This window comes from Lapidilactobacillus luobeiensis (assembly GCF_024345205.1).
GTDB classification, from domain to species: Bacteria; Bacillota; Bacilli; order Lactobacillales; family Lactobacillaceae; genus Lapidilactobacillus; species Lapidilactobacillus luobeiensis.
The window spans coordinates 34,956-60,780 of the sequence record NZ_BROC01000016.1 but is presented as its reverse complement, the minus strand read 5'-3'; the positions used below and the strand labels follow the sequence as shown (position 1 = coordinate 60,780).

The 25,825-nt window shown below is 46.1% G+C and carries 21 protein-coding genes; 6 read left to right on the top strand and 15 right to left on the bottom strand.

Going from position 1 to position 25,825, the window contains the following annotated elements; genetic code table 11:
• Positions 1-496: 496 nt before the first annotated feature.
• The 10 genes from tyrS to OCU21_RS07120 form a co-directional block, all read right to left on the bottom strand.
• Positions 497-1,762, bottom strand: a complete 1,266-nt coding sequence (tyrS, locus tag OCU21_RS07165) for a tyrosine--tRNA ligase (protein ID WP_261806757.1) — start codon at positions 1,760-1,762, stop codon at positions 497-499.
• 615 nt (positions 1,763-2,377) lie between these two features.
• Positions 2,378-3,094, bottom strand: coding sequence for a glycerol-3-phosphate acyltransferase (locus OCU21_RS07160; protein ID WP_261806756.1), 717 nt, complete (start codon positions 3,092-3,094; stop codon positions 2,378-2,380).
• 139 nt (positions 3,095-3,233) lie between these two features.
• On the bottom strand, positions 3,234-3,953 hold the full coding sequence (locus tag OCU21_RS07155) for a sigma-70 family RNA polymerase sigma factor (RefSeq protein WP_261806755.1): 720 nt from the start codon (positions 3,951-3,953) through the stop codon (positions 3,234-3,236).
• A 243-nt stretch (positions 3,954-4,196) separates the two neighbouring features.
• Positions 4,197-5,027, bottom strand: coding sequence for a hypothetical protein (locus OCU21_RS07150; protein ID WP_261806754.1), 831 nt, complete (start codon positions 5,025-5,027; stop codon positions 4,197-4,199).
• Positions 5,028-5,474: 447 nt separating this feature from the next.
• Positions 5,475-6,755 (bottom strand): C40 family peptidase, encoded by a 1,281-nt coding sequence (locus OCU21_RS07145; protein WP_261806753.1) that lies wholly within the window; start codon positions 6,753-6,755, stop codon positions 5,475-5,477.
• A gap of 208 nt (positions 6,756-6,963) precedes the next feature.
• The gene (locus OCU21_RS07140; RefSeq protein WP_261806752.1) at positions 6,964-7,203 is read right to left on the bottom strand and encodes a DUF2922 domain-containing protein; all 240 of its coding nucleotides are present in this window, start codon (positions 7,201-7,203) and stop codon (positions 6,964-6,966) included.
• Between the two features lie 16 nt (positions 7,204-7,219).
• Positions 7,220-7,432, bottom strand: a complete 213-nt coding sequence (locus OCU21_RS07135) for a DUF1659 domain-containing protein (protein WP_261806751.1) — start codon at positions 7,430-7,432, stop codon at positions 7,220-7,222.
• Between the two features lie 584 nt (positions 7,433-8,016).
• A complete protein-coding gene (locus OCU21_RS07130; RefSeq protein ID WP_261806750.1) occupies positions 8,017-10,716 on the bottom strand; it encodes an ABC transporter permease in 2,700 nt (899 codons plus the stop codon).
• A 2-nt stretch (positions 10,717-10,718) separates the two neighbouring features.
• Positions 10,719-11,423, bottom strand: a complete 705-nt coding sequence (locus OCU21_RS07125; RefSeq protein ID WP_261806749.1) for an ABC transporter ATP-binding protein — start codon at positions 11,421-11,423, stop codon at positions 10,719-10,721.
• A 274-nt stretch (positions 11,424-11,697) separates the two neighbouring features.
• Positions 11,698-13,356 carry a VaFE repeat-containing surface-anchored protein gene (locus OCU21_RS07120; RefSeq protein ID WP_261806748.1) on the bottom strand — a complete coding sequence of 553 codons (1,659 nt, stop codon included), beginning with the start codon at positions 13,354-13,356 and terminating at the stop codon, positions 11,698-11,700.
• 510 nt (positions 13,357-13,866) lie between these two features.
• Between OCU21_RS07120 and OCU21_RS07115 the strand changes: the two genes are divergently transcribed.
• Positions 13,867-14,349 carry a glutathione peroxidase gene (locus OCU21_RS07115; protein WP_261806747.1) on the top strand — a complete coding sequence of 161 codons (483 nt, stop codon included), beginning with the start codon at positions 13,867-13,869 and terminating at the stop codon, positions 14,347-14,349.
• Positions 14,350-16,056: 1,707 nt separating this feature from the next.
• Here the strand turns inward: OCU21_RS07115 and OCU21_RS07110 are convergent.
• Positions 16,057-16,722, bottom strand: coding sequence for an alpha/beta fold hydrolase (locus tag OCU21_RS07110; RefSeq protein ID WP_261806746.1), 666 nt, complete (start codon positions 16,720-16,722; stop codon positions 16,057-16,059).
• A gap of 90 nt (positions 16,723-16,812) precedes the next feature.
• On the opposite strand from OCU21_RS07110, the gene OCU21_RS07105 reads away from it, so the two are divergent.
• On the top strand, positions 16,813-17,055 hold the full coding sequence (locus OCU21_RS07105; RefSeq protein WP_261806745.1) for a hypothetical protein: 243 nt from the start codon (positions 16,813-16,815) through the stop codon (positions 17,053-17,055).
• A 30-nt stretch (positions 17,056-17,085) separates the two neighbouring features.
• On the opposite strand, the gene OCU21_RS07100 is transcribed toward OCU21_RS07105, so the two are convergent.
• A complete protein-coding gene (locus OCU21_RS07100) occupies positions 17,086-17,934 on the bottom strand; it encodes a glycosyltransferase family 2 protein (RefSeq protein WP_261806744.1) in 849 nt (282 codons plus the stop codon).
• A 746-nt stretch (positions 17,935-18,680) separates the two neighbouring features.
• Between OCU21_RS07100 and OCU21_RS07095 the strand changes: the two genes are divergently transcribed.
• The 4 genes from OCU21_RS07095 to OCU21_RS07080 all read left to right on the top strand — a co-directional run bounded on the left by OCU21_RS07095 (position 18,681) and on the right by OCU21_RS07080 (position 22,563).
• Complete coding sequence (locus OCU21_RS07095; protein WP_261806743.1) at positions 18,681-19,481, top strand: tyrosine-protein phosphatase; 801 nt, start codon at positions 18,681-18,683, stop codon at positions 19,479-19,481.
• Between the two features lie 217 nt (positions 19,482-19,698).
• Positions 19,699-20,628 (top strand): alpha/beta hydrolase, encoded by a 930-nt coding sequence (locus OCU21_RS07090; RefSeq protein ID WP_261806742.1) that lies wholly within the window; start codon positions 19,699-19,701, stop codon positions 20,626-20,628.
• A gap of 201 nt (positions 20,629-20,829) precedes the next feature.
• Positions 20,830-21,594: a hypothetical protein gene (locus tag OCU21_RS07085; protein ID WP_261806741.1), complete on the top strand. Its 765-nt coding sequence runs from the start codon at positions 20,830-20,832 to the stop codon at positions 21,592-21,594.
• 471 nt (positions 21,595-22,065) lie between these two features.
• On the top strand, positions 22,066-22,563 hold the full coding sequence (locus OCU21_RS07080; protein WP_261806740.1) for a hypothetical protein: 498 nt from the start codon (positions 22,066-22,068) through the stop codon (positions 22,561-22,563).
• Positions 22,564-22,757: 194 nt separating this feature from the next.
• Here the strand turns inward: OCU21_RS07080 and OCU21_RS07075 are convergent, their stop codons facing one another.
• The 3 genes from OCU21_RS07075 to OCU21_RS07065 all read right to left on the bottom strand — a co-directional run bounded on the left by OCU21_RS07075 (position 22,758) and on the right by OCU21_RS07065 (position 25,797).
• Positions 22,758-23,237, bottom strand: a complete 480-nt coding sequence (locus tag OCU21_RS07075) for a hypothetical protein (RefSeq protein ID WP_261806739.1) — start codon at positions 23,235-23,237, stop codon at positions 22,758-22,760.
• 362 nt (positions 23,238-23,599) lie between these two features.
• Positions 23,600-24,217, bottom strand: coding sequence for a hypothetical protein (locus OCU21_RS07070; RefSeq protein WP_261806738.1), 618 nt, complete (start codon positions 24,215-24,217; stop codon positions 23,600-23,602).
• A gap of 959 nt (positions 24,218-25,176) precedes the next feature.
• Positions 25,177-25,797 (bottom strand): YczE/YyaS/YitT family protein, encoded by a 621-nt coding sequence (locus OCU21_RS07065; RefSeq protein WP_261806737.1) that lies wholly within the window; start codon positions 25,795-25,797, stop codon positions 25,177-25,179.
• Positions 25,798-25,825 lie beyond the last annotated feature (28 nt).

Here is a 25,825-nt window from a genome sequence, read left to right as displayed (position 1 = left end):
TTAGCCTAGCTCTTATTTTGGAAGCGTTCCTTGCTTCCAGAATAAGAGCGTAGCTAAGCGGAAGAAGCTAGGCCGGCGAACACGTTTCAGCAGTGAAATTTGTCTTAGTGATTTATCACTTAGACAAAGGCTCGATTTGAAGACAAGCCGCTGCTTTTGCGGATTGGCTTCAAACGATGCCCACTGCGTTCCAGCCACCATAAACGCCCTGAGGCGGTTGCGTCAACACCAATCCCAGCACACCCGCAAGCAAGCGGAGAAATAAATACAGAAACGGCACTTTTCAAATCGGCTCCAAAACGATGTCCACTGCGTTCCAATCACTAAAAACGTCCTGAAACGGTTGCGTCCCCATCCCAGCACACCCGCAATCAAGCAAGTCAGCAAATATAGAACCGATACTTTTCAAACAGGTTTAAAAAAGATGACTGGCAAAGCCAACGCGGCTGCCAGTCATCTTCCTATTCTTATCATGACGATCAAAACATTGATCCGCTTAGTCCTCGATCTGCACCAGCGTGTATTTCTTCTTGCCCTTGCGAACGATCACGAATTTACCATCAAAAGCAGCGCTGGGATCCACTAAGAAGGCAACATCCTGTTGTCGTTGCCCATTAATGTAGATCGCGCCATTGTTGATGTCTTCCCGCGCTTGGCGCCGACTAGGTTCGATCTTGGTAACATCGACTAAGAATTCGACCAAGTCGTGAACTTCATTGGCAATGGTCACCCCAGGCATCCCATGGAAACATTGGGCAACTTCCGCGGCACTCAAGCTCAAGAGGTCACCTGAGAAAAAGGCTGCGGAAATATGTTGCGCTTGATGGCAGGCTGCTTCACCGTGAACAAAAGTCGTGACTTCTTCAGCCAAGCGTCGTTGCGCCTCGCGTTTTTCCGGCTGATCGGCTACTTTTTCTGCTAAAGCGTCGATTTCATCATGAGTCAGGAACGTGAAATATTTCAGATATTTGATCACATCACGATCATCTTGATTCAACCAGAATTGATAAAACTCGTAAGGCGTTGTTTTTTCTGGATCAAGCCAAACTGCGCCGCCAGCGGTTTTGCCAAATTTAGTTCCATCGGCTTTAAGCATCAAAGGAATCGTTAGGCCATAAACTTTTGCGTCGGCGCCTAATTTTTTGTGGATCAGATCAGTCCCGGCAGTAATATTGCCCCACTGATCGGCGCCACCGATCTGCACTTGGACATCATGTTCCTTATACAAGGTTAGAAAATCAACGGATTGTAGGATTTGATACGTAAATTCAGTGAAAGAGATCCCCGTCGCCAAACGAGACGCGACGACTTCCTTATTCAGCATCACATTGATCGGGAATTCCTTGCCATAGATCCGCAAGAAATCCAGCAAACTGAGCTTGGACAACCAATCATAGTTATTGACGATCGAGAAATTCTCAGTGCCAAAAAGTTTCGTCATTTGCTTGGTGATTGCGTCTTCATTATGCTTGACCTGTTCCATGGTCTGCAACGTCCGCTCGGTTTTGCGCCCAGAGGGATCCCCGATCGAACCCGTCCCACCACCGATCACGATATAAGGATGGTGCCCAGCGTTTTGGAACCGTTTCAGGATCATGAAGGGAATCAAGTGCCCGATATGTAGCGAATCCCCAGTCGGATCGACGCCACAATAAAGTGACACTTGTTTTTCTGCCGTTAACGCAGTCAGCCCCTCAAGATCGGTGACCTGATTGATCGCGTCACGCCATTCCAGATCCGCTAAAATTTCATTTCTTTCCATCATAAAACCTCCATTATTTTTCATAAATCTACGCCTATTTTCGCCACCGGTCATCTTGGCAAAATAAAAAGTCCCTGATCAATTAAGATCAGGGACGATGATTTACCGCGGTACCACCCAATTACCTGCGTGTGCAGACAACTTTACGTTCGTAAAGAGAACGACGCTCGTGCTCACTTTAGTGTAATTCATGTTAGAGGTCCGACTGATTCGCAGCAACCATCAGCTTCCTGAACAAACTCCCCTAACACTACTGGGCTAAATTCGACCTATTGGATTGCGTCAAATGTACCAAACTTCCAGTTCAATGTCAAGCCACAAAAAATCAGAGTGCGAACCACCCCGGTCAGTGCTTGAGCATTAGCCTAGTACCTGTTTGGGGAGCCGGTTTTAGCTCCCGGAACAGGTACGTAGCTAAGCGGAAAGCACTGGGGTGGTGAGCACGTTTCAGCCAGAGTGCGGAACGAGCCGGGTTGCTTGTGAGCATTAACCTAGCAATTGTTTTGGGAGCGCATTTGCTCCCGGAACAATCGCGTAGTTAAGCACAACAAGCAGGCTCGCGCAGCACGTTTTCTGAACAAAGTCCGTACCTCATCAGTCGCTAAAAATTACCGTTTATTTTTTATCAGTTGGTTTTGTAGCAGCTTGATCGGATTTCGTGGTCGCTGCAGTTGACTGTGCATTTGTTTGTTTTGACGCTGACGTTGTGACAGCACTAGGTTGTCGCTTGAATCGTTGTAACAGATCAACCTTTTTTGAACGTCCATGGATCAGGTCGGCCAAATCGTGCCGGAAGCGAAAGGCGGAGAGCAACATCAGAAACCCGAAACCTGCCGCAGCCTCCCAACCAAAGAGAAAGGCGCTGACGATCGTAAAACTCAGCAAGATCACGATCCCTGGCAAGGCTAAATTCTTGGTCACTAGCAGGACCGCTAAGGCGATCAATAGACAGATCAGGCCCCAACGCCAATCATAAGCCACTAGTAACAAAGCCGAAACGGCCACGCCTTTACCGCCTTTAAAATGTAACCAAACCGGGTAATTGTGACCTAAAGTAGCGCCGATCCCAGCATACATGATCGCAGCTCGTCCTAACTCCGGAAATAACCAGCAACAGATCAAAATAGCAGCCAGTGTTTTAAGCAGATCCCCCAGCAGAACTAAGATGCCAAATTTTTTGCCTAGGACGGCACCGATATTTGCGGTCCCGGGATTACCAGAACCCAATTCGTGGGGACTTTTCCCCGTGCGCCACAAACTAACGAAATATGCGGTAATAAAATTCCCCAGTCCGTAACCAATCAATAAACTGTAAATGCGTGCCATGATCATGCCGCCTGACCTCCAAGTCCAAGTTAATCCAATTATATCATCTTTGCCCCTGGGCTTGACAACAGATCGTTCGCGATCTGCGCTGTTGCTGCACACCGAGCTAAGCGACTGATACCTGATAGCTGTTGCAATTTCTTTTTTATATTTGATAATTTAAAATTTTAGCCAGACTTTTGCGTAATTGAGCTCGGCGTGACCGTAGAGTACGCGGACTTAACTGATGTTCGCGGGCGATCTGAGTCAATGGCTGTTCGCCAATAAAGTGATGCCAGATGATCAAGCGATCCATTTTACTGGCGGTTTTGACAAATTCACGCACGGTCAAAGCGGTCACGTTATCTGCTTCGGCGTCGATCCGGTAATTAGCGACAAATTGTTCTGCTAGATCATCACACTGGTGGCGCGCCCGATAGCGTAAGAGATCTGTCATTCGCCAAATGATCGCCTGATAGGCAAATTTTAAAAAAGTCGGATCCGTTTCCGGATCACCTGGAAATTCTTGATAAGCATTGGCAAACGCGAAATAAGCCTCTTGAACGAAATCATCGTGATCTTGATGGGCATAAGGAATACCTGCGTGTTTGACCGCTCCTTGGATCAAACTGGGATGTGCCAAAGCCAGCGTCAACCCGCGATTAAGTCGCCGCAAGTTCGGAGCATGGTCAACGTCGCCGTCAGCGCCCGCGGGCTCAGTTGCGGTCAAAGCTGACCAAGCGTGTACGATAGCAGCCTGACTACGAGCTTGCGCTAGCGCTGGATCTAGCACTGGATCAGTTGGCACCGTACATTTCGGACACTTTTTTACTCGCTGGTGCTCCCATTCATTTTTTTGATCTTGGGTCGATTCATTGTTTTTCATGTGGAAAACCTCGCTTTATTTTTCCACAAGCGCCTGTGGTACCTTTAAAATACCGCAAACATAAGGCGGCGACAGCTCGGAGCAAGAAATCAAGCAGACTGCGATCCTTCAGTGTTATTTCGCTTTCCTTGAACCGATCCGCCGCCAGCTATTGGGCTTCTTTGTCTTGCTCCGACCAAAAAGAATTTAAAAAAACAAGGCGCGTCAACGCCCAGAAACGGACCCAGCCAGTTTCGCCACTGCTTAATTGAAGGTGTGTTTTCTTAGTAATTGACGCCGAAAATAACGTTTGAAATCAATAAACATCATGCTAAGGAAACCTAATTCGGGATGGTGTACCACGGCGTCCAGCGAGGTCTCTTGAAAAGATAACAGAAAGCGACCAATGCTTTCACAACTAACCGTGGCACAACTAGCACGAAAACACGGATCGGCCTCGCGAAGGATATTTTCTTCTAAAAGGTTCAGATCCAGGGGGACGCCAACTTCCGCGGCCAAATAGCGGAAAGCTTCCAATTCCAGAGCGCTCATCCATTGGACATTGCGCAAACGACCATCAAAGTTGCGCTGAACGGGTAACTGAACTTGAAATCGTTTCTCAAAAGTAAATACCCGCGTCGCCATGCCACTACTGACCGTGATCGCAGTCGTGTGATGCAAGGCGACCCAGTCCGCCTTCTTTGAACTGGAGACACCAGAAAGATGCATCGCCACCCAATTGACAAAACACAAGGAAGGTTCACAGTTTGCCGGCAGATCCAAATGCGTTCGCAAAGCCCGCGTCGCCGAAATATCTAGAATACTATGGGCCATGTGATAACTTAATAATTCTTTGGTCGATTTGCAGGTAAAGTAAACACCGCTAGGAGCAATAACTAAAGTTTTGATCTGCTGCCGATTGGTGACCGAATAATTCAACAGCACATAAAAATCTTTGATCAGTCCAGGGTCGGGGATCACCGGTAAGATCCGCCGGAGATCAGGCTGCAATAAACGCTCTTTCGTCAGCACTCCCTGTTCATTCGCAACCAATTTGATAAACACCGCTAAGCTGAACTGATCCGTATTTCTCATCCAAAAACTTCCTTTCAATTCAAGTGAATTCAGTTTATCAAGATTGAGAAAAAAGTTCAATACCTTTTGCAAAAACTATGTATATTTTTTGATTACGTTAATTTAATACTCTAGGAATCAAAAGAGTTACAAAACCATTTATAGCAATCTAAACAAATAAAGATACGTGAACTTGTATATTATTAGAGCGGGCACGACGCCACAATGCCTGATTTTGTTAACTGTCCGTCAACGCATAGCGCCACTGATCTGAGCGACCACAGTGGCAGAGAACGGATCGCGCTCTACGCTAAGTCCACAGAGCCAGCAAAAATAGCGGTAGCCTCACCCACCGCCAAGGATCAAGAAATGTTAACGCGTCATACTTTCAACCCATATAATCAGACCAAAAAAAGCCAGCTGGCAACAGCTGACTTTAAACGATTCTTAAAATGAAGGAAGACTTGACTAGTAAACACCAGGAACGCTCATCGCGAAGCTCGGCGCAAACCACTGAGTCGATCCGATCGTCACGGTTTGACCTGGTTGTGGCGCATGGATATACTGGCCGTTACCTAAGGAGATCGCGACGTGATAAGTGCTACCCCGGCTACCGAAGAAGAGCAGATCACCTGCTTGAGCGGCACTGGCCGCCTTGATCGGACCGTTGTATTCTTGTGCGTAAGTGACCCGAGATAACTTGATTCCAAAATGAGCGTAAACATACTGAACTAGGCCAGAGCAATCAAAACCTGCTGGCGAAGTACCGCCCCAAACATAAGGGACCCCTAAAAAGTTCTTAGCATAACTCACGATTTGAGCGCGACTAGCGCGAGCAGTCGTCGAACTCGTATTACCGCTGTTATTATTGGTGTTGGTTGTTGACGAAGAATTATTGGTATTGTTCGTGTTAGTCGTTGCGCCACCAGTACTAACGTAAGCGCTCAGGACCCAACCACCATTGGCCAATTGATACCAAGTTCCGCCATTGGCAGTCTTGGCGCTAAGATACTTGACTTGTTGGCCCTTGGTCAAGTAACCCTTGACCCCGCCAAAACCAGCATTTTGCCAAACAGTCGTCGCGCCACCTGAATAAGTGACGGTCAATGTGCCCGCTGGTGTTGCCGCGTTATTCGAATTATTAGTTGTATTTGAAGTGTTGGGTGCACTCGGCGTACTTGGTGCCGTAGTGCTCGCACCGCCAGCAGAAACATAAGCGCCATAGACCCAACCGCCATTAGCTAATTGATACCAAGTCCCGCCATTAGCGGTCCTGCTCGCAACATAGCTGACAGTCTGCCCTTTAACAAGGTAAGTCTTCACTTGGCTAAAACTAGCGCTTTGCCAAATTGTGGTCGCGCCACCAGCGTAAGTCACTGTCAATGAACCGGCAGCGGTTGCGGTATTGGCGCCCGGATTACTGGTACTAGTTGAATTCGAGGTGCTGGCCGAACCAGCGATCTCACCGGAAAGATAGGTCTCAGGGACCCAGCCACCGTCAGTCGTTTCCAACCATTTCGTCCCACCGACTTGTTTTGCTGAAACGAATTCAACAGTTTGGTTCGGTGTTAGATAACGTTTAACGGTTTGACCAGTTGTTGGACTAGTCCAAACTGTGGTCGCCCCTTCTGTATAGGTTACTTTACGTGTTGCGGCTTGTGTTTCATCAGTCTTCTGAGCTGCTAAAGCGGCTGTGGTCAAAACCCCAACGCCCAGCAGTAGAGATGCCATTTTCTTATTTTGCGTCATTAATCCTTTACCCCTTTTCGAAAAAGCAGACATGAAGCACTCGACTAGATATAGATTATCATAACGCTTTAATGTTACATTCGTGTAACATTGGCAAAACACTTCCATGACACGACTGTCACCTTGTGCAGTGATTCTCCGAACGGTCTATCATTAGGTAGTTCCGTTTGTGAAATAAGCCGATAAAATCTTTAAAAAGTTTTAAGGATTATGCTTCTTTTTCTGGAACAGGGGCCTTAAAGATCGGAGTGACGATCCGTTCCACATATTGCGCGCTGATCGGGTGTTGATAGAGCACTTCGTCACCATTGGCAAACAAGTTCGCGGCCGCGATCGCCCGCATTTGTGGCTCGATCTGAGCCGCAGTCAATTCTAAGTCGATGTCACTAAGTGTTAAATGATGCTTCTTTTCCAAGTTACTTTGAAAATCCAACTGTAATTGTTTCATTATTCACTACCTCCGCTTATGCCAGATTCAATTCTTGTTTTGTCGTGATCTCGGCGTCGAGAACTTCCTCGTTGACGCCCAAAGCTGCGATGGCTTTGCCAAACGCTTGGAGCTGTTCAATAGTTGGTTGTTCGACCACCTTTGAATAACGACGGATCTTACCTTCTTCGGGCAGTTGCTCGCCACTGAAGCCTAATGCGATACTGGTTGATTTCCAGACTTTTTCCATGATGATACCTCCAAATAGTTTGTGGTGAAGTCAATTTACTTGCCGGCGTTAAATTGCCTTACACTATTACTAACGTTTGAGCGAAGCAAAAACGGCAAGAAAAATCACCAAAATTTTAAAAAGTTTTCTGAGAACTATTAAATTATTCCTTATAATGTCATTACTGTTACGATTTTAGACGAGCCTTCTACCCCTTTTCAGCGCTGATCTGGCGCTGATGATCGTGGAAATGGCCGGCATTTTCGCTCGAGTTGAAAAATCCGGTCAAATAAGAGAGTGTGGCGCGCAACGGTTTGACTTTGAGCATTAACCTAGTCAGGATTTTGGAAGCGGGTTTCGCTTCCGGAAGCCTGACGTAGTTAAGCAGAAAAGTCAGTTGCACGCAACACGTTTCAAATCAGAGTGCGAGCCACCCCGGGTAGCTCCCGAGCATTAGCCTAGCAATTGCTTTGGAAGCTGAACTTTGCTTCCGAAGCAATTGTGTAGCTAAGCACAGGGAGCTGGGACGGTGAGCACGTTTCAAAAAAACTGCCGCTCCCAAAAAAGAGCAGCAGTCGCTGAGATTTGATCAATGGTTTAGCTGATCAGTCGTTGGCCTTCAACGCGGCGATCATGTCGATCTCCGTGAGATGGCGATGGGTCACCAGCATCACGATCAAGGTGAAGATCAAGGTCATCGCGATCGCGACCAAGTAACCCCAAACGCTGATCGTCAGGGGGAAGACCACTTGGCTAGTCTCCGCTTGATGCAAAATGAATAGGGTCAAGAGGTTGCCGAAACCCAATCCCAACAAGATCCCCAGCCCGGTCAGGATCAAGTTTTCCCGCACGATGTACATCGTCACTTCGCGATCAAAGAAGCCTAAGACTTTGATCGTCGATAATTCGCGGATCCGTTCCGACACATTGATATTGGTCAAATTGTAAAGAACGATAAAAGTCAGCAATCCAGATAATAAGATAAAAATAACCACGATCAACTGTAACATCGCCGTTTGCTTATCGACTGCCGCCTTCTGGGTCGAAAGATAAGTCACATTGACGACTTGCTTACTGGCCAGTAGCCGCTGGGCAAATTTATCCTCTTGTTGATGTGTCATCGCTTTGGTCCGCACCAACCAAGTATTGGCCTGATAACTTTCCGAGCTAACTTGATCAAAATACGCCTTGGTCAGATAAATAAAATGCCCAGCATAATTCGTCGTGACCCCCTTGACCTTGACCGCCATTTTCTGACCATTACTGGTGCGGATCGTTAGCGTCTGTCCACTTTTCACCTTCAATAAGCGCGCTGTTTTCTCACTGAGGATCACGCCGTCATTTGTCGGCAGTGGACCGCTGAGCCGAATATAGCGCTGTAATCGTTGCGGCGCACTCGTGGCATAAAGCGTGACCGTGTCGACTTTAGCCGCATTCGTCAGCAGATCGACCTGCTCCGCGTGGACCGCGAGCTTGCTTAGGATCTGTTGATCCGCGTCTAAAACACGCTCAACCTTTTTGACGGTCGGGCTTTTAGTGTCGGTCAACGTGGCTGCGGCCTGATAGCGCAATACTTGGCTGAATTGATGGTTGCCTGAAGCGGCGATCGAATCGCGAATACCAAAGCCAGCCAAGATCAGCCCAGTGCCACCGGCGATGCCTAAGATTCCCATCCACATCCGTGATTTAAAGCGGAATAAATTCCGATAACTGACCTTCTGATTAAAGCTGAGCCGACGCCATAAAGGTTTGAACCGCTCTAACAAGATCGTTTTCCCAGCTTTAGGTGCCCGTGGCAACAAGAGTTCAGCCGGTCGTTCGCGCAATTCGCGCAAAACGGCGATCCCCACTGCTCCTAACGTCGCGAACCCTGCTAAGAGCACCGCGATCAGGATCGTCAGAGGAATATAGCGGACGCCATGATCTGGCAAACTGAATTGATTCTGCATCATTTTAAAAATGATCCGCGGTAATGTTTCCGTTCCGATCACGATCCCGGCGAAACTGCCACACAACGCCGCTAATAGCGCATAAGTCAAGTAGCCTTGACCGATCTCGCCACGAGTATAACCCAGGGCTTTCATTGTACCGATCTGGATTCGATCCTCTTCGATCATCCGCGTCATTGTGGTAAAGGTGACCAAAATCGCGATCAAAAAGAAGATCAGCGGAAAAACATTGGCGATCGCTTGGATCCGTTCGGCCAATTCGCCGTAACTACTATAACCAGGCAGATCTTGACGATCATTGAAGTAATAATGACTGGCCACCGCCGCAGTCGCTTGTGTTTTCGCCTTGGTCAACTTCTTCTGAGCGGCGATCAACGCCGCGTTTTGCGCTGTCAAAGTCGCTTGTTGACGACTCGCTTCAGCCTGCTGTGCCTGGCTCAAAGACGCGCCGGCATCCGCTGCTTGCTGGGTCAATCGACTCTGAGCCGCACTAAGTTGACGTTTTTGGTTGGTCAGTTCTGTTTGTTGCGCCGCGATCTGCGCCAAAGTCGGCGCTAGGATCTCCGCGTTACGCTGACTAGCGCGACCTTTGAAATAGCCTTTGAGCTGCTTGATTGCTTGGTCGACCTGGCGCTGATACTGGGCTTGAAAGGGATTAGCGTCCGTTGTCTTTTTTAAGCGGAGATAGATCGTGCTGGCCACATTATCGGTAAAAACCGGCGCCGGTAAATACGCGAAATAATCGACCGTGCCATCACCGATCGTCGTGGTCCCGCGGGCCGTTTGATCGATCATCAAAGGCGACCGAGCAAAACCTACGACCTGAAAAGTCCGCCGGCTCAGACCGCGAGTCTTTTGTACGCGATAAGTGCTCCCGACCCGATAACCGTCGTCACGGGCCAATTCATCTAAAATGATCTCATTCTTCGCTTGAGGGAGTCGCCCCTGCAAGACTTGCAGTCGATTGAGTTTTTTGGGTAGTGATAATAACTGAACGGTTTGATTGTCCTGCGCAGTCAACGCGTAGACAGTCTTGGCTGACTCAACGGTCGCGCCGGTCAATTGCCGCGCCCGCCGCAGGTCCTCCTTGGTCAAGCCAGTGGTACTGACGATTTGGATATCACTGGCCTTTTGGCTTTTGAAATAAGTTTGCGCATTATTATAAAGCACGGGGCCACTGGATTTGATGCCAACATAGAGCAATACTCCCAGCATAATGATCAAAATGATCGCGATAAAGCGACCTAAATTAGTTTGGATCCGCCGGCGTAAAAGCTGCCGCTGCAACCGTTTTTTAGACGCGCGCTGTTTATTCTGACGTTTCTGGACATCAGAGGGTCTCACTTTTTCCATCATACTCACCACTCGATCGCGCTGATCGGCGTTGGTCGTGGATTGGTCGTGATCTGCCGGACTTGGGCGTCATTGATTTGGATCACCCGATCGGCCATGGGCGCCAAGGCCGCGTTATGAGTGATGATCACCACCGTTTGCTCGTTTTGATGGCTGACATCTTGCAAGAGCTGCAGCACTTGTTTGCCCGTTTGGTAATCCAAGGCGCCGGTCGGCTCGTCCGCCAATAAAAGTTTGGGATTCTTAGCTAAGGCCCGGGCGATCGCGACGCGTTGCTGCTCGCCGCCGGATAATTGCGCCGGAAAGTTGTCTAAGCGCTGACCCAGTCCAACATTGGCCAAAACCTCAGCAGGCGCCAACGCGTCCGGCGCCACAGCTGTTGCCAATTCAACGTTTTCTAATGCGGTCAGATTGGGGATCAAGTTATAAAATTGAAAGACAAAACCAACATCCGTCCGCCGATAAGCCGTTAATTGCCGATCACTAAAAGCGGCGATGTCCACCCCATCGATCAGAACTTGACCAGAACTAGGTTTGTCCATCCCGCCTAAAATGTTCAAGACCGTTGATTTGCCAGCGCCACTGGGGCCTAAGATCACCGCCAGTTCCCCACGCTGGATCGAAAAGTTTAGCCGGTCGTTCGCGATGATCGTGGTTTCACCCATTTGATATTTTTTCGTTTCATCGACCACTTGAATGTATGCTGTCATGTTGCTTCCCTCATCTCTGGATTTGCGGATCACGATCCACTCACTTCAATTATAGTCTAGTTCCACTAAAATTGTGAGCGCTTGCCTAACAACGGCTAGAATTTTTCACCACGCTTGTCAGCGCCTCACGCCCACATCCCCAAACATCGCTCAGGTCCAACACAAACAAAAAACGAGCGAACCTTTACCGAGAAAGCGGAAAGTTCGCTCGTTTGAGATTTGTTCGGCGCGGCAATTAAAACCGAGCCGCCAAAAACCAGTTTGTTCTATTCGGTCAACGAGCCAAGCGACGACGATACCAAACGATTCCTGCGCCAATTGCTACCAGCGCCAATAACGCGCTGCCGATCACCGTTAACAATGACGTGGATCGTTCATTGGCCTGCGGTAATTTTTGTCGAGCTGTTGCCGCCGCGCTTAGATAACGCGGGGTCGGTCTGCTGTCGTTGGGAGTGACAGTCTGATTATTTGACTCAGTCAAACTCACCCCTGGCTGTCCTGTATCAGAATCAGTTTGATCACCCCCACCGGTTTCAGGGAGGATCGGTTGTGCTAATTTGGCGATCGTCACCGTTTGATCATCATCGAAACGTTCACGATGTGCGGCGATCAATTGGTCTTCACGATACAATTCCTCATAGATCACGATCTGGCGTTCCGGGATCTGGCTGGCATCAAAATCGAAATGCAAACTGACCGTCCCCGCCGCTGTTTCTGGTACAAAATCCTTGACCGCTTGCACTGGCCGTCCGGCGATCAAGATCGGTTGGCCCGTTTTCCGGTCGATCAAGCTACCCTTGATCGTATAAGTCACACCTACTTCCAGATCTTGATAACTGATCCGGTCAATGATCGTTGCGGCAATCGTTGGCTGGACCACTTCCCCGCCAGCGAGGTTCGTCGCCAAAGTCTGGATCCGCGGACGTAATTTAGTCGGCCACGTCAGGTTATTGGTGGTACTGAGATGCTGGCCCGTGACTGCCTCACCCAGCACTAGCGACGGTTGCTGACCAGTAACGGGTGGTGCATAACGGGTGAAATCGTGACTATCAAAACCACCCTGCGCTTTGATCGTGAGCGTCCCCGCCGGCAAATGATCAGGTATGCTAATCGTGAAACTCGCGCCCAGCGGCAGATCAACTCCTTGCGCTGCGCTGACTGGGTAACTTTGTCCGGAATATTCGATCCGCGCGTCTGGGATATCCTCGCTCAAAGTGATCGTCGCTGTGCCCGCTAAATGATAGTCGTGAGCTTCAGCCAAATGATAAGTGCGCTGATAACGTGTTCCAACTGCAGTGACCGCCCCATCCGCAACCAAACTCAATTGGATCCCCCTTTGCAACATTGCTCGGAAGTCGGCCACGGCCTTGGCGATCCGATCACTATGAAAAACAAAATCCTTTTTGTCTTCTGGCTGAACGATGTCCTGCACCAACCATTGTGTGACCACGTAAGCGTCAAGGTTGCCTAGGCTGGCTACTGCTGGCCCTTTGATCGGCGTAGTACCGATCTCACGATAGCCCAACAATAAAACGATCTCTAACGCCTGACGCTGGGTATCAGTCAAAACAAGCGGGTCGGGATCAGCCTCGCCCTCAGGGGTTGGCGCAATGTAATTCAAACAGTAAGCCAAATTCCCCATTATCAAAGCCGCTCCCGGATCCGTTGAACGAAACTTCTGCCCGATCGCTTCCTGACCACTTGGCGTACTAGCGATACCAAAAATATAGCCTTGGTTATTATTAATGATGGTCGCATTGTCCTCGCCAAAAGGAATGCCGTCATCCCAAACCTTGTTTTCCCAGTTGACCGCGGTCACCGGACCAAATTTTTTAGTGCCAAAATCGGTCGCGGCACTGGCCGTCCTGCCAGAGAACACGAATAATGTCAACAAAGGTAATAGGCCTATTAACACTAATAAACGCTTCTTCATCTTCTTTTCTCCTCATTTACCTGATCGATTGCTTGATCCATTTACTCGTAACATTTGTTTGTTCAGAATATCCGCCATTGATCGGCCCCTTTCCCACGCTGCCCAAAACTGCCCGACACGCAACCGCTGATCAGCCTATTAACGCTAATCCAATCAGCAAAGATCTAGCTTTTTCCCACAGCAAATAAACTCACGACATTTATTGTTTTTCGTTGAAAAAAGCTGTTCCAATAGGTTTCATAGAAGACACGATCTTCATAACAGTAATCTATCACATAACTAATATTTAATGATATAAATAGGCTTGTGATTATCAAACAAACTTTTTTATTGCTGGATCCGTCTGTCTTTTTGTAACGATCACTCGACCTACTTTCGCCGATCCACTCGCAAATCTGCCAAATCGACCAGCTCTAATCACCAGCCAAGATCCGCGCTTATTATTGGTGAGCTGATTGCTGCCAGATTTTTAACGAAACAGCTATACTAAAACAAAAGGAGGTTTTGCCCATGTCAATCTATGATTTCGAAGTCACACGGGAAGATGGCACCGCTTATTCGCTAGATCGTTATCGTGGTCAGGTTTTGGTCATCGTCAATACTGCGACTAAATGTGGTTACGCGCCCCAATTTGCGGCTCTGGAACAGCTTTACAAACAGTATCACGCGGCTGGACTCACTGTTCTTGGGTTTCCCTCGAATCAGTTTAAACAAGAACTAAAATCTAGCGCTGAAGCAGCCACAGCCTGTCGAACCACCTATGGCGTGACTTTTCCCATGCACCAGATCGCACCTGTCAACGGCAAAGAGGCGCAACCGCTCTTTCATTATTTGACTCAAGAAACAGAACCTGATTTTGCTGGACGGATCCGCTGGAACTTCACAAAATTCTTGATCGATCGTCACGGTCATGTCCGCCAACGTTATGACACTCGGATCAAACCGGAAGCCATGATCCCGGATATCGAAGCGGCCTTAGCCGAAAAAGTCTAGCCCATCCGCTTTCAGTCAAGAACGGATCACACCAAAATAAAACAGCAAGGAAAGTCATGCGGCGCGACTTTCCTTGCTGTTTTTTAGGCTCCTAAATAAAAAAAGGCCACAATCAAGCCGTTGAACACGCTTGATGTAGCCAACGCAACTCAGAACACCGGGGGGCGGTACTTAAGTTGCCTCGGGGGACAGCTGGAATATAAAACGACAAATATTTCTTTGGCATAGCAAAGATCGAGTATCGCAACAAATAAGCGGACCGACGCGTTCAAATAATAGTGACGCTACGATCCGCTCATGTTTGGGTGAGCCATTTGATTTTTCCTAAACTGCCCCACCTACTTGTTTGCTTCGACTCAGCTAACCATTTGCCCTCACTTGACTCTGACAAGAATGTATAAACAACCTTTCTCCAAGTCAACGCTACTCTAACAGTTAGTTCAATCGAAGCAAACGACGAATTGGTTGATATGGCAACATCCTTCCGTCATTTCATCGACTTAGAACAATCGATCTATTGGGCACCGGGCCGCGCTGATTTGCAGCACATCGCATACTTCCCCTGAAGGCAAACCGATCATGACGAGCGCCGACCCCCATCGTCGCCTCAGAATCGCATCCCCCGATTTGATCCTACCGTCACTGCGCGGCACCGTATGTCTCCGAACAGATAGATTTAAATTTTAAAGAATTGACCAACTAACACTGACGAATTTGAAAATGATCGCAATCTTGTGAATTGACGCGAATTATGCAACATTGATTTATTTGACTGAAAACTTGCGCAGAAACACTTGTCCTTCCCCCGTATCTTGAAGTCAGTTTCTGTTGACCAGTGATCAGTCTCAGCATCAAAAGCGTACTCACTGAAGATTCCCCCGAATTATTCAGTCGAGCTTGACGTTCCCCAAAACGTCCACTTCTGATTCCCCGCAGCCGATGTCACGTATTAACGTTACTCCGCGAAAATAATGAGCTTGCTAAAACGCTTTATCTTAACCACAAATTGATTATATCATACTTTTTTCATAATTGGTTGCAATTTCTTCAATATTTTTGCCTCTCGTTGGACAACACAGATTTTATCCATTATCGTAATTATATAGATATAAAATAATCATTATTTGGTGGTTAATATTCAATCTGTATGTTGATGATCGTTCCTCAATAAGACTGATCTAGTAGACGATAATTTGATATAACTACTGCAATCAGTGATTTGTTAGTCCGTTACCAGCAAATCACTATTTGTTTCAAAAGAGAAATGATTTTTGTGTGATTATATCTAGTGTTATGCATGATTTTATTCTTAGTTTTCCGTGAAAACGTAATTTTCTTTTTTGACATGCCCTTTCGACGCTGATAACAGTAAAATTGGTCTATTTTAAAAATGAAGTGTGCTCATAACTTTTTTCAATAAAACTTCACATTATCGGTGAGGCCCTGACGCGACTTTGTTGACGCGTTGACAAAGCTTGCTGCTGATTTAAGTTGATCCAATCAACTTCTTACGGATCGCAGTGCGGTCGGATCGGTCATTACCAGCAAAATTCGCAAGGCCAGCAGTTTTGATTTTGGCCGGTTCCTATTCATTTTTTATATAATAGCGGTCTGCTAGCAACCGTTATTTCGCAAAATCACGCCCACAAAAAAGCCAGCTCGCTCAGCGTTGATCGCAAGAGTTAGCTGGCTGATCCAAAGTTGATTTTAGCGTTCGTCAGCGGCAAATTTTCGAATGATCGGTAATAATTTAAAACTATCCACCACGTAACTACTGTGGGTCTCCTTCGGCAAGATCATCAAACGACTATTGGGGATCTGATCAGCGATATACCGCGTGTGGCTGATCTTGACCGCGTCTTTCTCACCGGCCATTACTAGCGTCGGGATCTGGATCCGTTGTAGATCGGCTTTGGTCATATTTGGCTCCGTGTTCAGTAACCGGACTTCTGGTCGCCGTGACCAAAGATGGACGTTCCAAGCGTAAAAACGATCCAAACTATGCAGTCCATTGGGGTTCAAATTCGCCCCACTGATCATCAGTTTCCCTAACAAGTCGGGATGTTGACTGGCGATCAACAGACCAATGATCCCGCCATCGCTGAACCCATAAAGTAAAGGTTTATCTAGATCCAACTGTTTGATAAAATCGACCACGTCATTGGCCATATCCTGATAATGTAGCTCCTTGGCCTGCGCGCTTTTGCCATGACCACGGTTATCCAGCGCAAACACGCGGAAATAAGCGCTGAGTGTTGGCAAAAGTTTATCAAAGATCTGATGGCTCTCACCATTACCGTGTAATAAAATCAGGGGACGACCCTGACCGCTTTGGACATAATACAAGGTGGTGTGATTTACTTTGATTTCCATATTTAACCCTCTATTTCTGAGCCCGAATAAATGCTTTTCCTATCGCTTTACTGCGATTATCGCTATAATTTAAGTAAAGGAGTGAACGTTATGTCAGAAGATGTTTTCTTTAACCCTGGCGATGCGATCGCCAATGCTCACGATTTCAACTCGGCGATGCAAAGCGCCGAGATCTTCAAGCAAAAAGCGCCCTTGCAATCACCACTGATCATTGTTGAGGCCGCTGATAAAAAAGATGCTTTTGCGGTTTATTTTGAAAAGGATGCCCATGTGGCCAGTAAACATGACGTGCCTGTGATCCAATATCACGTGCGCCACCGCCTGGAGCCGTAGCGGGCTACTCCCGCGTGGCGGCTTACAGCGTCAACGATCAAATAATGAGAGCGAGGCTGTCTTTTTACTAGTTGTGGGACGTCGTTTCGTTTTCTTGTTTTGATGCGCTGGTCGCGACGCGTTTTTTTTGCGTGGGGTCGAGTTTCGTTGCTCAGAGCGATTCAATTCCCGAAAAATACGATAATTCGCGATAAAATTATCTGGCACTTTTTGTAGATCGAAGCCATGGATAATACTGTCTGCTCGCTGCACATAATGGTATAACGGCTTGGTATCGAAGTAAAAGCGTGTACATAGATTGGTGTAGCGAATATTAAAAAGTTGATCTTCCATCAAACCAAGGTCCGTATCGAAAGTCAGCTGGTTTTGGCGAATGATCGCAACCCGATAGGCCTTGTTCCAAGTATAACCACGAACACTGCCGCCAAGCTTCAAGATCCGATTTTGGATTTCCTTACGGGTCAAAATGCCAGATTCCACTTTATTAGCGGCATTACGTCCAGGCGGATCAATGAAGAACCCACAACTGACCAATTCCGCCTCGTAATACTGGAGGTTCTTGACCATGAAAGTTACAAAATCACGTTCAAGCCAATCATCGCCATCAACAAACGTCAGAAACTCACCCCGGACCCGAGCTAACCCCACATTGCGTGCCGTAGAAATACCAAGATTCTCTTGATGGATCGCTTCGATCCGCCGATCGCTGGCCGCCCAATAATCAACGCGTTCACTAGTCCCATCAGTGGAACCATCATCGACTAAAATAATTTGTAAATGTGGATAAGATTGATTCAAAATCGTACGCAGCGCCCGATCAAGATAGGAACAGACATTGTAGAGGGGCATCACGATGCTAAATAAGGGATTAAGCGACATGGACAACCAGCCTTTCGTTTCATGATTACAATTATATACGACATAAAAAGAAACACAAGCAGAGTGCGGAGCGCAACGGTTTGACTTCGAGCATTAGCCTAGTTCTGGATTTGGAAGTGCACTTACTTCCGAAGCCAGAACGTAGCTAAGCACAGAAGTCAGTTGCGCGCAGCACGTTTCAAGCCAGAGTGCGAACTGACCTGCATTGCTCCTGAGCATTAACCTAGCTAGGATTTTGGAGGCAGATCTTTGCCTCCGGAAGCCTAGCGTAGTTAAGCACAAGGAGCTAGGTCAGTGAGCACGTTTCAAAATCAAAGTGCGAGCCGGCCCGGTTAGCTTCTGAGCATTAACCTAGCAATTGTTTTGGGAGCGCATTTTGCTCCCGGAACAATTGCGTAGTTAAGCGCAACAAGCAGGCTCGCGCAGCACGTCTCAAGCAGAGTGCGGAGCGCAACGGTTTGACTTCGAGCATTAGCCTAGTTCTGAATTTGGAAGTGCACTTACTTCCGAAGCCAGAACGTAGCTAAGCACAGAAGTCAGTTGCGCGCAGCACGTTTCAAGCCAGAGTGCGAACCACCCCGGTCAGTGCTTGAGCACTAGCCTAGTAACTGTTTTGGGAGCTGATTTTTGCTCCCGGAACAGTTACGTAGCTAAGCGGAAAGCACTGGGGTGGTGAGCACGACTCAGCCATACATAGCCAACCTTTTTTAAAAGCAAGTGCGCCGATCAATATTGGAGGGATCATTGTGGCAAACATCGAAGAACCAAAACGCGTGATCGACCTACACGGGAGTGTTAATTTTCGTGATCTAGGCGGCTATCACAATCGAAAAGCGCAGCGGATCCAGTGGCGGCGGATCTATCGGGCCGCTTCATTGGGTGGACTCAGTCCGGAAGACCAGACTCAGTTAGCAGCTTTGCGGATCACCCGCGACCTTGATTTGCGCTCACCCTCTGAACAGACAGGTTATCCTGATCGTTCCTGGCCTGAGGTCCAACTGATCCACGATCCCGTTTATCCAACCACAGATTTTGGTCGGATCATGAATCATCGTAAATTAGCTTGGCTCCGGCTTACCCCGCATCGCCAGCCACATCTCGCGGATCCGGTGGCGCAGATCTATCAAAATGTTATTTTGAATAAACATAGTCAACAAGCCTTCGCGCTGGTTTTCCAAAGTCTACTGACCCTGCCGCCTGATGAAGCCTTGGTGTTCCACTGCGCCGCAGGTAAAGATCGGACTGGGATGACCGCGGCACTGATTTTGCTGGCGCTGGAGATCCCCGATGCCACGATCGTCCAAGATTATCTATTGACCAACGATTTATTCGATTTTCCTGATGGCGTTACTATCAGCGATGACGCCGTGCAAAACGCCGTTGCCCAAATGAACACGCAAACTGGCGATGCGCTTTTCATTCAAGGGGTACTCAAAACGATCGCCATTGGTTATGGTGGGATCGCCAATTACTGGCGTCAAGGACTCGGTTTAGCCCCTAGTGACCTACAAGAATTTCGGCAGCAGTTTTTAATCTCATCTAAATGACCGATTTTTTTAAAAAATCCACCGTAAAAAGCGTAACGGGCAAAACAGCTGACCTTGTGACCGTAATACTCTGATAATTCAAGGCAGATCGTCAATTTCATCTCCGATCTTGGCGATCACGAACAAGCAGGCTACTCGCAAAAAAGCACGATTTCGGCTAGGATAAGTGAGTAATCAGTGCTGGCGGATCGCCAGCCATCAACGAGGTGATGACAAAATGAAATGGCAAAAAATTGCCGGGATCGCAGTTCCCAGCGCTACATTTCTTGGTGTGACCGCAGCTAGCGCGGCACTTTATCGCTATGGCTTTGGTCGTATGAGGAAAAAAGAGGCCGCGCAACAATTGGCGACCTTCAATCGTAAGAAGCACACTTGGCGACATTGGTACGACCAGCAACCCCGAGAAGATTGGTGGCTGTATGATGACGACCCTCAAAATCGTTTACACGCGTTGTACCTGCCCCACCCACAGCCAACTAAAAAAGTCGTTTTGATCGCCCACGGTTATCATGGTAGTGCCTTGACCATGGCCAGTTACGCGCAAATGTTCCAAGAATTGGGCTACAACGTTTTGATGCCTGATAATCGCGCCCATGGTGAGAGCGCTGGCGAGTGGGTCAATTTCGGTTGGCTCGATCGACTCGATTATCGTGACTGGTGTCTAGATCTCGTAGACCATTTAGGTCCAGATTGTGAGATCATTTTGTTTGGCGTCAGCATGGGCGGCGCGATCGTCATGATGATGAGTGGCGAGATCTTGCCACCACAAGTCAAAGCGATCATTGAAGATTGTGGTTATAGCTCATTGACCGCCGAATTGGCCTATCAAATGAAAGCACAATTTCATTTACCTGAGTTTCCTTTTGTACCCGTGGCCAATTTCTTCAATCATTTAACACTCGGTTTTGATCTGAAAGATGTCGATTCATTAGCAGCGTTGCGCCACAACCAACGCCCGATCTTCTTCATTCATGGTGAGCGAGATGATTTCGTACCTACAGAAATGGTTTTGAAAAATTACGCCGCTACCAGCGCGCCCAAAGAACTATGGGTCGTCCCGAACGCCGATCACGCTCAAGCTTTTGGTGTGGATCCCAGCGCCTACAAACAGCATGTGCAAACTTTTCTTAATCGCTATGTCAACTGAATTTCTATTTTCTGATCAAGCTGAAAACCCCACTTACTAGCGCACATCATTTTACTCCAACCTTGATTGACAGCAAACAAAGTAAATGCTATCGTTATTTCAGATAGGTTTCACAAGCCAGTCGTTCTTTAGACACATCACGACTGGCTAGCGGTGAAATCAACGGGCGTAGTGAGCAATTTGTGAGTAGAGGGTGGCAAAATGAAATCAGGGCGTTGGATCTTTGCGGCGATCGGGTTGTTAGGCGTTGGCGCAACTGTGATCTTAGTCAATTTAAAAATCGGGCTCTTTGTCGCGCTGCTTTTGGCCGTTGGCGCGGCGATCTACTATACGGCGCTGGTCTCCAGCGGTGACGCACCGGCAGTGACTTCACGCTTAGGCAATGTGCTGAGTCAATGGTGGTTGTATGTCTTGATCCTAGCACCATTGTTACTCTTCATGACCCAGACGCACACCACACCAGCAGACGCCAGCAAAACAACAGTCAGTACCACGGAACAAGATCGCGGTACAAGTTCCAGCTCGAAAAAAGCTAAGAAATCTAGTAAAAAATCATCCAGCAGTAGCTCAAGTAGCTCAAGCGTTTCATCCAGTAGTAGTTCAAACGAAGTAGATGACGCCGATAACACCGCTGTGACGAATTTTGATGACACCGCGACTAACTCAACTGATACCGGTGATACCCAAACGGATTATTATGGCAACAGCAATACCAATACTGGTTATTACGACCAATCAGGCAATTCAGGTAATTCAAATGATTGGACCAACACTAATACTAATACCAATACTAACGATCAATCTTCCAGTAGCACCACGACCACACCGACAGATAACACCACAAGTTCGGAAACAACGGCGCCTAACAATGGTAGTGACACGCCAAGCGATACTGATACCAGTTCTACAACAGAAACCACGCCTGACCCTGGCACTATTGTGGAGCCGCCCGTAACGGTTGAATGACCTTCAACTATCAAGCAGCTAGTAAAAAAAATCCCGATGAACGCAGATAAATATTGGCAATAACTTAGAAAGGCCACATACTCGCATCTAAAATTATTTGCCACTTTATCGTTGAATCAGGCTGGTATAAGTCGCGCGTCAACTTTGCGAATCAAATTTATTTACGCCACGACTATTATTTATTCACCACTTTGCACATTCTGAAAATTATCTTTCTTTAGAAAAACCGCGATACTCGCTGTCTCCAGAGTATCGCGGTTTTTGACTAAACGGTCATCGTTATTGCCTGACGATATTCGGCTGGCTATCTCTGATACAGATAGTAAAAATCAGTGTCCCACTCGTTCATCGGATTAGTAATAGATCTGTATGGGCCTGGCTACCTCGATCGTATCACCGATATTGAAAGCCGATATTGACAATTTGGAAAACAATTACATAATAAAGGTAAACTGTGATGGAGTGAACTTGATGATAAGAATGCAACGTCTAATACTAATGCCTATTATTTTATTAATCTTTTCACTTGGGCTTTTCGTCCCTCTAACTTTTATGAACTTTAATCAGAATGATTCTCCAGAACGATCGGCAAATAATTTTATTCTAAAACTACCCGATCCGTATTTCATTAAATCAGATCAATTGGGTGTCCAATTATTGCACTTGACGAAGCAAGAAGATGATGGCGACAATTCATACCCGCCTCAAAATGTCTTAGTTTCAAAAGTAACTGGTGTCGGCTTTGATAAAGATGAAATAATATTTTCTGCCAATTTTGAACTGACCGATCGATTTACAAATAAGCGCCCGACTGGGAAAAAATATGGCTATATAAATTCGCAAACTAACCAATATCAGATATTTGAGAATCGAAATGAATTGAATAAAAAGCACGAAAACCTTTCAGCAGTTGTAATACATGACCCACTTCATATGTCAAAAGAATGGCGAACATCATTTTATCAATGAAATCAACATATTTATCAGATGGCGTATTAAATGTTGCCTTTTTTGGAGCTTCACTCCTTTTTTACTGGTTAATAGCAATTATCGATAAAATAGCAACAATTAAATTGTAGCGCTTACACCATTAAATTCAACCAATTATTTCAGCTATTTGTTAAATATCTAATCTAATAGATAGTATTCACATTAAGTAAGCTCTATTGCATTTTTAAAATCGTAGTTTCGGAATCATAGGTTTTTGATCTATAGACGAAATCGATCTGGACATCCACCGTCGCTGGGTGTTTCTTTTTTAATTCATTGTATGAATCATATTCAAATTTTAAACCATGTTTTTTTAAATAGATGACACCAAAATATTTTTTGTTTTCTTCACCAATAGACTGGGATCGATACACGATAACCTCTTTATTAAAACCTATTTTTTCGACTCGTGGCATAATCTCGACCATGCCTCCCGACTTATCACTTTTCACAACGTTGACATAGTTACCAAATCCTTGCCCCATATAAGGTCTTGGTAAATAGATATATTTATCTTTCATAACATTGTCCTCGTCTGTTGGCCGAAAATATTGAGCGTTTCTGTATTCCCAAGGATATTGTTGACAAGAAGCCAATAATATAATAAATAGTGTAGAAACAAGCATGAGAAATAATGTTTTTGTTCTTTTCATTAGTTGCCCTTCTATACATGAATCGGTAGTTGAATAGCCGTTATTTAAATATTCGAAATATTTAATTATATTATATGACAAACCATTGAGAAAAGAAATGAAAACGCTATAATTACATTTGCTAGTGAATTTATCGCACTCATAATTCTCGCAACTTAAAATCTGTTTTTTGTGAACGACTTTTCACATTATTATATAACGCTTTATCATCAATCATTTAGTATAGAAGATAAATTAATTATTTCGTACCTAATGGCGTACCTATACTAATATCTTCAATAACTTGAAATTAATAAAATCGGTAGAGACAATTTTTCCACTTCAAATGAGACTCTAATATCAGATGCACGCGAACATATAACTTAACGAGCTGGCCTTGAATATGAAACTGGAATATCAGTAAAATCTGGGGAGAACCAAACATCAACTGCCTGGTTAGGATCAACTGGTTCGTCAATCTCGACAATAATTGTAAATTCACTTTTCTGATCGACAGGTATCTTTGTCTTCTCTGGTGAAAATAATAGCTTTATATCATCGTCCTCTTTTGAGGACTTTTTTTGTGTATACAGATAGACACTCCACCATTCTCGCTTCTGAGGAACTAGTGCTGGCTTTATATTAAGATTATTAATCGAGACATTGATAGCAATTAAATGACTCAAATTCGTAGTTTCAAGAGTAATATTTGAGGCCTGCAAGTCTGATGCCGAAATCTCAGTACCAATTTTGATATCCTCGACCACTAATGAACAGGCCAGTGGATTGCTAGATTTCTTTGAACTAGAGAAATCAACGAATGTTTCCGCACCTATTTGAGCTGTGGGTCGGGCCAGAGGATTGATTGACCTAATATTACTACTAGACTTCACCTCAGAGCTACGCATGCTCGAAGCTGACTGATGATTAACATTCTTTACACGACAAGCGGTCAACAAAAAAATAGCCAAAAAAGAAAGCATAATCCGGAAATATTTCATTTGAATCCCCTTTCATTTTCTGTTTTCTTACATTTGTTAGTGTGGAAGACTTTAATATATTGCGCTTTGAAATTTAATTTTCATCGCAAACAATTCCTACCTCGCTCACTCAGACAGAAAATTTTCGATTGTGACAAGAGCATACAATTGATGGGAGAATAAACCTTTTGCGAAGTAGGAATAGCGATAATACCAAAGAAACACAAGAAAACATTTTCACATTCTTATTGATTTCACGGATTGTGAGGGTTAGTATAAAATAATGATAATGCATCCATGGAGGGGTGTCCAAAAACAAATAGGTTATGCGCTCGCAACAGGTCCTATTCTTTCTGGCGTGCACTTTTTTTGCAAAAGGTAGTTCTTGGAATGCGGTGACCGCTGAGATAGCAAATTCGGCAAGCACCATAACTACTCGTGAAATCTGGCATTGTAAAGTACAGACAGTAAGCAATTAAAAACACGTGGAAAGGTAAGGTATTTTCATGGTTAAATATTTGGCGATCCTTTTCTTGGTTGAACTTGTGATGATGTACATTGGCTTCAAGAAACAAAACAAAGTAATGTTATGGCTATCGATATTCGTCTTGATATTATTGATCCTATTTGCCATCTGGCTAGTATTCGTACTTATTCCATCGATGTAGGCTCAGAGATACTTTTTAACAGATCACAATCCTGTGAGGTAGCAAAAATACCATAAATACTTGTTGCATTATAATAAATCTTAGCTCGAATTTACTCACAAATATAAACAATTACTTGCTTCAATTTTTTTGATATGTGTGCCTTTGGTTCACTTCTTTTACAAAAAAGAGCAAGGTGTTTGCGCCACATAGCTCTTAGTTGTTGATCGGTGACTATCACCAAACGTTAAAATGAATTCGGTTTAAAAATCCCGATGAACGCGGGATTTTTTTATTGGTTGACCACAGTCACCCAGGCAGCGCCGGTCAGGATCAAGACTCCTCCGAAGACGCCGTTAGTCGTTGCCGGCGCTTCGCCTGATAAATAAATAAACGGCGCCAAAGACCGATGACTTGGCCAACTAGTAAAGCGCTGAGAATAGTGCCGTAACCATAATGAGCGCCAAACAAGATGCCTAAGACGATGAAGATCAGATCCATCGCATTACGCGTCCACCGAACTTGCCAATGGAGCCGCTGACTACCAAACATCATCAAACCTTCTAGCGCGCCATAGCCCAGCTCGCCTTCCATATAGACCGCCGAACCGGTCCCCAAGAAAAAAATCCCTAACAAGCTCAGCACTAAAGTCGGCCAGTTCTGCGCGGTGATAAAAGTATTGAAATCGGCCAGCAGATCAACGGTCAGTCCAACACAAGTGGCATTGATCACGCTACCGATCCCCAGCAAATGGCGATCAAGAAAGAAAAGCACGATCAACATCACCACATTGAAGGCGACGATCAAATTTCCTAATGACCAAGGTACTAGCGTCTGCACCCCCGCCAAAAAGGTGCTCAAGGGATCGATCCCCACCCCGGAATCTACTAAAAAGGCGATCCCCAATCCGATCAAAAAAGTACCGGCAAAAGTGATCATTAACCGTCGTAACATTTTCATCATCCAACTGACCCTTCCTGAA